The organism is Pseudomonas sp. 43NM1, from assembly GCF_002836905.1.
GTDB classification, from domain to species: domain Bacteria; phylum Pseudomonadota; class Gammaproteobacteria; order Pseudomonadales; family Pseudomonadaceae; genus Aquipseudomonas; species Aquipseudomonas prosekii.
Window position 1 is genome coordinate 1 of the sequence record NZ_MKGS01000051.1, and the last position, 8,900, is coordinate 8,900.

The window sequence follows — 8,900 nt, forward strand, 5'->3', positions numbered from 1 at the left end:
GTCGCCACGGGGTTGTCAGCAGAGCGGTCGCGATCAACGCTTGGGCAATTCGATCACGACTTTCAGCCCGCCCCACTCGCTTTCCAGCAACAGCATCCGCCCGCCCCAGGTGTCGACGATGTCGCGCACGATGCCCAGGCCCAGGCCATGGCCGTCAGTTTGCTCGTCCAGCCGTGTGCCGCGACTGAACACCTGGGTCCGCTGATCTTCAGGAATGCCCGGGCCATCATCCTCGACGCTGACTTCAAACTGTTGCGCGCTTTCAACCACGCTCAGGCGTACTTCGGCGTCCGCCCATTTGCAGGCGTTGTCCAACAGGTTGCCGAGCAATTCGAGCAAGTCCTCGCGATCCCACGGCAAGAGCAAACCGGCCGGCGCACGATAGCTCAGGTCGAGGTGTTCACCGTGGATCATGTTCAGTGTTGCCAGTAATCCCGGCAGCTCGGCATCACAATCGAACAACACGCCCGGCAACGCATCGCCGGACAAACGTGCACGATTCAGTTCACGATTGAGCCGCTGCTGCACCTGCTCCAACTGCTGCTGAAAGACCTTGCGTAACTCCGGATGCGCATCAAGTTTTTCGCTCGACGCCAGACTAAGCAACACCGCCAACGGGGTTTTCAAGGCATGGCCAAGATTGCCCAGCGCATTGCGCGAACGCTTGAGGCTGTCTTCGGTGTGGGCGAGCAAATGGTTGATCTGCGCCACCAGCGGCTCGAGTTCCACCGGCACTTGATCGTCGAGTTGCGAGCGCTGGCCTTGCTGCAATTGGGCGATCTGTTCGCGGGCCTTTTCCAGCGGCCGCAAGGCGCGGCGCACGGTGATCCGTTGCAGCAGCAGAATCAGCAGCAACCCGGCCAGCCCCAACCCCAAACCTACCTGTTGCATGCGCAGGAAACTCTCGCGCACCGGCGTGTAATCTTGCGCGACGCTGATCGAGATCGACTGGCCGAGCCGTCGATAGTCCGACCGCAGCACCAGCAATTGCTGGCCTTCGGGACCGAGTTGCAGATTGCTGTGCAACCCGGCGTGGTCCAGGCGCGGCAGTTCCTGGTCCCACAATGAGCGGGAGCGCCAGTGACTGTCGGCAAAATCGATGCGGAAGTAATGCCCGGAAAACGGTCGCTGATAGGCCGGCGACAAGTGCCGCTCATCCAGCTGCAACCCTTGCGGCCCGCGCACCAGCGCCGACAGCAGGTTTTCACTGTCGTTGCGCAGACCGGCCTCGAGGTAGCGCTGCAAACCCATTTCGAACAACCACAAACTGGTTTGCGCCAGCACCAGGCCGACGATCACCATCACGCTGATCAGCCCCAGGCTCAAGCGGCGCTGAATTGATCTCACTGCGCTTGCCCGCCGAACAGGTAACCTTGGCCGCGACGGGTTTCGATCACGCTGCGCCCGAGCTTGCGCCGCAAGTGGTTGACGTGGACTTCGAGCACGTTGGAATCGCGCTCGGTTTCGCCATCGTACAGGTGTTCGGCGAGGTGGCTTTTCGAGAGGATTTGTTCGGGGTGCAGCATGAAATAGCGCAGCAGGCGAAACTCGGCGGCGGTGAGTTGGATGTCGGCGCCGTCGCGGGTCACGCACTGGCGGCCCTCGTCCAGGTGCAATCCGGCAGCCTTGAGCGTTGGCTGATTGGCCTGGCCGTGGGAGCGGCGCAACAAGGCCTGGACGCGCAGGTGCAACTCTTCGGGATGAAACGGTTTGGTCAGGTAATCATCGGCGCCGGCCTTGAGGCCTTCGATACGCTCGGCCCACGAACCGCGCGCGGTGAGGATCAGCACCGGCGTCGCCAACCCGCCGGCGCGCCACTGCGTCAACACGTCGAGGCCCGGCACACCGGGCAAGCCGAGGTCGAGGATGATCAGGTCGTAAGGCTCGCTGCTGCCCTGATACACCGCGTCGCGACCATCGGCCAGCCAGTCCACGGCGTAACCCTGGCGGTTGAGGCCGGCCATCAATTCGTCGGCCAGGGGCACGTGATCTTCCACCAGAAGCAAGCGCATCGATCAATCTTCCTTGTCTTTCAGTAGTTCGCCAGTGGCAGCCTTGATGTCCAGCTCGCGGACCACGCCTTCGGTGGTCAGCAACTCGACTTCATAAATGTACACGTCGTGCTTTTCTTCCAGCTCGGCTTCGAGCAGTTTCGAGCCCGGATAACGGTCCAGTGCTTGCTGCAGCAATTGCTCGAGCGGCAGGATCACGCCCTGCTGACGCAAGCGCAAGGCTTCGTCCTGGTCCAGGTCGCGCGCCACGACCACCGAGCAAAACGTCAGCAGCACCAACGCCGTGCGTGAAAATGAAAACAGCTTCATTACGTATCCTGATGATCCTTGAGAACCTGCCCGCTGACAGCGTCCAATTCCAGGTCCCACTCAACGCCCTGCGGGTCGCGCATTTCCACCTGATAGATGTACTTGCCGTACTCTTCTTCCAGCTCGGTTTCGGTGATGGTCGAACCGGGATGTTTGATCAGTGCGGTGGCGTTGAGCTTCTCGAAAGACACAATGGTACCAGCGTCGCGCAGTCTGAGGGCTTCGTCGGGGCCGAGGTCGCGAGCCTGGGCGATGCCAGCGGTCATGCCGATGATGGCAGCGAGGGTCAGGGCAGTCAGGGTTTTCATGGGTGTCTCCGTGTTTATTATGATGTTGCGCAAGGAGTGCACCATAGCGGGGCGAACTTAACTGAAGCTGAATTGCCATCATTGCTCGGGCGTGTCCTATGCCCTTGTAGGAGCCAGGCTTGCCGGCGAAGGCGTCCTCGAAATCGCCTTCGCCGGCAAGCCTGGCTCCTACAGTTCGTCGTTGACCTGTCTATAATTCCCCGTTCGCCAAACATTGAGACCGGTATGACCGCCATCCACATCAAGTTCCCTTCCCTGACGCTCAAGGCCGGCCCGCGAGCCTTTGCGCGTATTCGCGAGAACGGCCTGAACGCCGCCGACGTCGGCACCCTCCCCGGTGCGGCGGGCGGGCCCAAGGCGTTGGGCATTCAGGGTCTGGACCTGGCGCTGTTTGGGGAGTGGCTGCCGGCGGCGCCGCGCGAGCGTTCGCTGATCGGTGCCTCGGTGGGTTCCTGGCGCTTCGCCAGCGCATGCCTGCCGGATGCGGCCGCGGGCATTCGGCGCCTCGGTCACCTGTACACCGAGCAGAATTTCGACAAAGGCGTGACCATGGCGCAGATCAGTCAGAGCTCGCGGCGCATGCTCGATGAACTGCTCGATGGCCGCGATGCGACGATCCTCGACAACGCGCATTACCGACTGAACATCATGGTGGTCAGAAGCCACGGTTTGCTCGCGCATGATCATCGCGGCCGGCTGGGGCTGGGCTTGTCGTCGGTGATTGCCGATAACCTGCGCGGGCGGGCACGGCTGGCGCGGCACTTCGAGCGCCTGATCATTCACGATCCGCGCCTGGCGCCGCCGGTGAATGCGCTGAACGACTTTCCGTCGCGCTTCGTCGCCCTGAATGCCGGCAACTTGCGTCAGGCGCTGCTGGCGTCGGGCTCGATTCCGATGGTCATGGAGGGCGTGCGCGACCTGCCGGGGGCCGGCGCCGGGACCTTCCGCGACGGCGGTCTGCTCGACTATCACCTCGACCTGCCCTACAGCGGCGACGGCATCGTGCTCTATCCGCATTTCACCGATCGAGTGATTCCCGGCTGGTTCGACAAGACCCTGCCGTGGCGCCGCGCCTGCACCACGCGCCTGCAGGATGTGTTGCTGCTGGCGCCGTCGAAGGAATATCTGGCGCGCCTGCCCTTCGGCAAACTGCCGGACCGCAACGACTTCAAGCGCTTCATGGGCGATGCGTCGAGCCGGCAGAAATACTGGCGCGCGGCGATGGATGAGAGCCGGCGCATGGGCGACGAGTTTCTCGAACTGGCCGCCAGCGGTCGACTTGGCGAGCGCTTGCTGACCCTTTAGTCAGGACAAGCTGTTAAACTCGCCGCCTGCCCAAATCGCCGCGGCGATCGCCACCTGACAGAGCTGGAATCATTTTGGAAATTTTCAAAGAGTTTACCTTCGAGTCCGCCCACCGCTTGCCCCACGTGCCGGACGGCCACAAGTGCGGCCGCTTGCACGGTCACTCGTTCAAAGTCGCGATTCATCTGAGCGGCGACCTCGATCCGCACACTGGCTGGATTCGTGACTTCTCGGAAATCAAAGCGATCTTCAAGCCGCTGTACGAGCGCCTGGACCACAATTACCTGAACGACATTCCTGGCCTGGAAAACCCGACCAGCGAAGTGTTGGCCAAGTGGATCTGGAATGAATTGAAGCCGTTGCTGCCGGAACTCAGCGCCATCCGCATTCATGAAACCTGCACCAGCGGCTGCATTTATCACGGCGAGTGAACCCGCTGTTGGAGAAGAACCACCGGCGACGGTGGTTTTTTTATGCCTGTCGTTTCGCGCTCACGACCGGTACAGTCGGGCCCCATCCTTGGCTCCAAAGGAGTCCGTGTCATGTCGCAGCTAATTCGTCCCGCTACGCTTGAGGATATCGCGCAGATCGAGGCCATCGTCGAGGCGGCTTACTCGCCTTACATTGAACGTATCGGCCGCAAACCCGCGCCGATGCTCGATGACTACGCCAGCCAGGTGCTGGCCAGGCGCGTGCATGTGCTTGCCGATGAGAAGCACCTCAGCGGTTTTGTGGTGTTGATCGACACGGAAAACTATTTGCTGCTGGACAATGTTGCCGTGAGCCCGGCGCTCAAGGGCCAAGGCCTCGGCCGGCAGTTGCTGGACTTCGCCGAACGTCATGCGCTGGAGGCGGGATATTCGTCGATCCGCCTGTACACCAACGAAGCAATGAGCGAAAACCTCGCGCTATACGCCCGCCGCGGTTTCGTGGAAACCCATCGGGTCGAAGAAAACGGTTTGCGTCGCGTGCACATGAGCAAGTCGCTATAACGGGCACAAACCCCGTGCCCACCCGAGCCCCAATGTAGGAGCGAGGCTTGCCCGCGAAGGGGCCGTGCCAGGCAACATCATCGTCGACTGACCCAGCGCTTTCGCGGGCAAGCCTCGCTCCTACAGGGCTGCGTGTTGGCATAAACCCCATGACCACCCGAGATCCATTGTGGGAGCGTGTTGGGCATACCGAGCCCCAACGGCAAACCTGCACTTTTCGTCCTATGCTTTCGCGCTCGAACATGCCAAGAGGACATCCTCATGACTGACTGGCCGCTGGCTCAGACTTATCGTTTCAACGGACATTGCGTGCGCTACGCCATGCGCGGTGACGGGCCGCCGTTGGTGTTTGTGCATGGCACGCCGTTTTCTTCCTATGTGTGGCACCGCATCGCGCCGCACTTTATCGCCACACATCGGGTGTATTACTTCGATCTGCTGGGTTACGGGCAGTCCGAGAAAATCAGCGGCGACGTGTCCCTCGGCGTGCAGAACGAACTGCTGGCGCAACTGCTCGACCACTGGGGCCTGCAGCAACCCGACGTGGTCGCTCACGATTTCGGCGGCGCCACCGCGCTGCGCACGCATCTGCTCAACGGCAAAAACTACCGCAGCCTGACGCTGATCGATCCGGTGGCGCTGACGCCCTGGGGTTCGCCGTTCGTGCAGCATGTGCGCCAGCATCAAGCGGCGTTCAGCGGCCTGCCGGATTACATCCAGCGCGCAATTGTGCCGGCCTATATCCGTGGCGCGATTCAACGAGACATCCCTGACGAGGAACTGGCGCCCTACGTGCAGCCATGGCTCGGCGATTCGGGCCAAGCGGCGTTCTACCGGCAGATCGCACAAATGGACGAGCGCTATACGCAGGAAGCCGAACCGCTGTACCCGAGCATTCGCTGCCCGGTACAGATTCTCTGGGGCGAAGATGATCAGTGGATCCCGATCGAACGCGGGCGCGCGTTGCACCGGATGATCCCGGGATCGCGCTTCCACGCCATTGCCAATGCCGGGCATCTGCTACAAGAAGATGCACCGGAAGCGATCGTCGCGGCACTGCTGCGGTTTTTGCCGTTATCACGCAATCCTTAGTCACCCTCGCTACAGGTGATGGGTCTGCCTCATTACGGTGTCGCGGTTTCAACACTGCGCACCGCTTTCGCCCGCAACGCCAGGCAATCCCCGCGCCTGGACTATAAATAACCCCATCACTCCAGCCTTGGCACGACCACTGCAACCCTTCTCGCGTCCCTCATCCCAGCAAGGAATGCCCCATGGCGCAGAACGATCCCGGCAACGATTACCCGCTCAGCGAAGTACCGATGCATGCCCGCAAGGGCCTTGCCTCCACGGCCATGGTGCTGCTGGGTTTCACCTTCTTCACCGCAACCATGTTTGCCGGCGGCAAGCTCGGCGTGGCGTTCAGTTTTGCCGAGATGATGGCGGTGATCGTTGTCGGCAATCTGCTGCTCGGCATCTACGCGGCGGCGCTCGGTTACATCGCCTTCAAAAGCGGCCTCAACTCAGTGCTGATGGGGCGTTTCTGCTTTGGCGAAGTCGGCAGCAAGCTCAGCGATCTGATCCTCGGCTTCACCCAGATCGGCTGGTACGCCTGGGGCACCGCCACCGCGGCGGTGGTGCTCGGCAAATATTTCGAGCTGAGCGAAGGCACGGTGCTTGGGCTGATGGTGCTGTTCGGCATGGTGTTCTGCGCCACCGCGTATGTCGGTTATCGCGGACTGGAAATCCTCTCCTACATCGCAGTGCCGGCGATGATGTTGCTGCTGATGCTGTCGATGTGGGTTGCCACGGTGAAGGTCGGCGGCTTCGACGGTTTGCTCGCGGTGATACCGACGGGAACACTCGATTGGTCGACCGCCATCACGCTGGTGTTCGGCACCTTCGTCAGCGGCGCGACGCAAGCGACCAACTGGACACGCTTCTCGCGTTCGGCACGGGTGGCGGTGCTGGCGAGCCTGATCGGCTTCTTCATCGGCAACGGCCTGATGGTGTTGATCGGCGCTTACGGCGCAATCGTCTACCAGCAACCGGACGTGGTCGAAGTGTTGTTGCTGCAAGGTTTCGCAATGGCTGCGATGGCCATGTTGCTGCTCAATATCTGGAGCACCCAGGACAACACCATCTACAACTTCGCCGTCGCCGGTTGCAATCTGCTGCGCACCGGGCGGCGCAAAACCGTGACCCTGGCCGGCGCGGTGATCGGCACGCTGCTGGCGCTGCTGGGCATGTACGACATGCTGGTGCCGTACCTGATTCTGCTCGGCACGGTGATTCCGCCGATCGGCGGAGTGATCATGGCGGACTTTTTCTTCCGTTATCGCGGTCAATATCCACGACTGGCCGAAGCCCGGCTGCCGGCGTTCAACTGGTCCGGACTGAGTGCCTACGCCGTCGGCACCATCGCCGCGTTCAGCTCGCCGTGGGTCGCGCCGCTGGTAGGCATTGCCGCTGCCGCGCTAACGTATGTGTTATTGACCGGCGTGCTGGGTGTCCGCACCGCCGTCGCACCACTACAAGATCTATAAAAGGATTCGCCTGATGCACATCATCAACGCCCGCCTGCGCAACCAAGAAGGCCTGCATGAACTGCACCTGGAAAACGGCCTGATCGGAAGCATCGCCCGCCAGACCGAAGCCCCGACCCTCGGCCCCGGTGACCTCGACGCCGGCGGCAACCTGGTGGTGCCGCCCTTCGTCGAGCCGCACATTCACCTCGACGCCACGCTGACCGCCGGCGAGCCGCGCTGGAACATGAGCGGCACGCTGTTCGAAGGCATCGAATGCTGGGGCGAGCGCAAAGCGACGATCACCCTCGAAGACACCAAGACCCGCGCCAAAAAGACCATCCAGACCCTCGCCGCCCACGGCATCCAGCATGTGCGTACGCACGTCGATGTCACTGATTCGAGCCTCACTGCGCTCAAAGCCATGCTCGAAGTGCGCGAGGAAAGTCGACACCTGATCGACCTGCAAATCGTCGCGTTCCCGCAGGAAGGCATCGAGTCGTACCGCAACGGGCGCGAGCTGATGGAAGAAGCGATTCGCATGGGCGCCGACGTGATCGGCGGCATTCCGCACTTCGAATACACCCGCGATCAAGGCGTCAGTTCGATCAAGTTCCTGATGGACCTGGCCGAACGCACCGGTTGCCTGGTCGACGTGCATTGCGATGAAACCGACGACCCGCATTCGCGCTTCCTCGAGGTGCTGGCCGAAGAAGCACGCAGCCGTGACATGGGCGCGCGCGTCACCGCCAGCCACACCACGGCGATGGGCTCCTACGACAATGCCTACTGCGCCAAGCTGTTCCGTTTGCTCGGGCATTCGGGAATCAATTTTGTCTCCTGCCCGACCGAAAGCATTCACCTGCAAGGCCGCTTCGACAACTTCCCGAAACGCCGTGGCGTCACCCGCGTCAACGAGCTGCTCGAAGCCGGGATGAACGTGTGTTTCGGCCAGGATTCGATCGTCGATCCATGGTATCCACTGGGCAACGGCAACATCCTGCGTGTGCTTGAAGCGGGCCTGCACATTTGCCACATGCTCGGTTACCGCAACCTGCAAAGCGCGCTGGACCTGGTGACCGACAACAGCGCAAAAACCATGGCGCTGGGCGACCGTTATGGACTGGAGCGCGGGCGCCCGGCGAACCTGCTGATCCTGTCAGCGGACAGCGATTACGAGGTGATTCGTAGCCAGGGTCTGCCGCTGTACTCGATTCGCGGGGGTGAGGTTTTGATGAAACGGCAGATGCCGAGCGTGGAATGGCCGCAGCAGTTTTGAATGTGAGTTGAAATGGGAGGACGCCTTCGCGGGCAAGCCTCGCTCCTACAGCGGATTTATGTGTTCACCACACCCCCCCTGTAGGAGCGAGGCTTGCCCGCGAAATCAATCTCCCAATCACCCGATCAACCGCGCCGTACCAAACAACCTCACCCGACTCAATTCACCGC

General features: G+C 61.7%; 10 protein-coding genes. 6 read left to right on the forward strand and 4 right to left on the reverse strand.

What is annotated here, in order from left to right; translation table 11 throughout:
• Positions 1-33: 33 nt before the first annotated feature.
• Genes BI292_RS06860 through BI292_RS06875 form a run of 4 tightly spaced genes read right to left on the reverse strand, consistent with a single transcriptional unit; the run spans position 34 to position 2,629 of the window.
• On the reverse strand, positions 34-1,347 hold the full coding sequence (locus BI292_RS06860; RefSeq protein ID WP_101207421.1) for a sensor histidine kinase: 1,314 nt from the start codon (positions 1,345-1,347) through the stop codon (positions 34-36).
• On the reverse strand, positions 1,344-2,012 hold the full coding sequence (locus BI292_RS06865) for a response regulator transcription factor (protein WP_101207422.1): 669 nt from the start codon (positions 2,010-2,012) through the stop codon (positions 1,344-1,346). Before BI292_RS06865 ends, BI292_RS06860 begins: the two co-directional genes overlap by 4 nt.
• A gap of 3 nt (positions 2,013-2,015) precedes the next feature.
• A complete protein-coding gene (locus tag BI292_RS06870; RefSeq protein ID WP_092279810.1) occupies positions 2,016-2,321 on the reverse strand; it encodes a PepSY domain-containing protein in 306 nt (101 codons plus the stop codon).
• On the reverse strand, positions 2,321-2,629 hold the full coding sequence (locus BI292_RS06875) for a PepSY domain-containing protein (protein ID WP_101207423.1): 309 nt from the start codon (positions 2,627-2,629) through the stop codon (positions 2,321-2,323). The genes BI292_RS06870 and BI292_RS06875 overlap by 1 nt, the downstream gene beginning before the upstream one ends.
• A gap of 225 nt (positions 2,630-2,854) precedes the next feature.
• On the opposite strand from BI292_RS06875, the gene BI292_RS06880 reads away from it, so the two are divergent.
• The 6 genes from BI292_RS06880 to codA all read left to right on the forward strand — a co-directional run bounded on the left by BI292_RS06880 (position 2,855) and on the right by codA (position 8,730).
• Positions 2,855-3,934 carry a hypothetical protein gene (locus BI292_RS06880; protein WP_101207424.1) on the forward strand — a complete coding sequence of 360 codons (1,080 nt, stop codon included), beginning with the start codon at positions 2,855-2,857 and terminating at the stop codon, positions 3,932-3,934.
• Positions 3,935-4,008: 74 nt separating this feature from the next.
• Positions 4,009-4,365 carry a 6-carboxytetrahydropterin synthase QueD gene (queD, locus tag BI292_RS06885; protein WP_003179697.1) on the forward strand — a complete coding sequence of 119 codons (357 nt, stop codon included), beginning with the start codon at positions 4,009-4,011 and terminating at the stop codon, positions 4,363-4,365.
• 111 nt (positions 4,366-4,476) lie between these two features.
• Positions 4,477-4,926, forward strand: coding sequence for a GNAT family N-acetyltransferase (locus BI292_RS06890; protein ID WP_092279804.1), 450 nt, complete (start codon positions 4,477-4,479; stop codon positions 4,924-4,926).
• 261 nt (positions 4,927-5,187) lie between these two features.
• Complete coding sequence (locus tag BI292_RS06895; protein WP_101207425.1) at positions 5,188-6,018, forward strand: alpha/beta fold hydrolase; 831 nt, start codon at positions 5,188-5,190, stop codon at positions 6,016-6,018.
• A gap of 182 nt (positions 6,019-6,200) precedes the next feature.
• Positions 6,201-7,472: a cytosine permease gene (gene codB, locus BI292_RS06900; RefSeq protein ID WP_092279800.1), complete on the forward strand. Its 1,272-nt coding sequence runs from the start codon at positions 6,201-6,203 to the stop codon at positions 7,470-7,472.
• Positions 7,473-7,485: 13 nt separating this feature from the next.
• Complete coding sequence (codA, locus tag BI292_RS06905; RefSeq protein ID WP_101207426.1) at positions 7,486-8,730, forward strand: cytosine deaminase; 1,245 nt, start codon at positions 7,486-7,488, stop codon at positions 8,728-8,730.
• The last annotated feature ends 170 nt before the right edge of the window (positions 8,731-8,900 follow it).

Coding starts and splice junctions, on each gene's coding strand:
- BI292_RS06865 (WP_101207422.1), bottom strand. CDS start 2,012: ATGCGCTTGCTTCTGGTGGAAGATCACGTGCCCCTGGCCGACGAATTG.
- BI292_RS06870 (WP_092279810.1), bottom strand. CDS start 2,321: ATGAAGCTGTTTTCATTTTCACGCACGGCGTTGGTGCTGCTGACGTTT.
- BI292_RS06875 (WP_101207423.1), bottom strand. CDS start 2,629: ATGAAAACCCTGACTGCCCTGACCCTCGCTGCCATCATCGGCATGACC.
- BI292_RS06880 (WP_101207424.1), top strand. CDS start 2,855: ATGACCGCCATCCACATCAAGTTCCCTTCCCTGACGCTCAAGGCCGGC.
- BI292_RS06890 (WP_092279804.1), top strand. CDS start 4,477: ATGTCGCAGCTAATTCGTCCCGCTACGCTTGAGGATATCGCGCAGATC.
- BI292_RS06895 (WP_101207425.1), top strand. CDS start 5,188: ATGACTGACTGGCCGCTGGCTCAGACTTATCGTTTCAACGGACATTGC.
- codB (WP_092279800.1), top strand. CDS start 6,201: ATGGCGCAGAACGATCCCGGCAACGATTACCCGCTCAGCGAAGTACCG.
- codA (WP_101207426.1), top strand. CDS start 7,486: ATGCACATCATCAACGCCCGCCTGCGCAACCAAGAAGGCCTGCATGAA.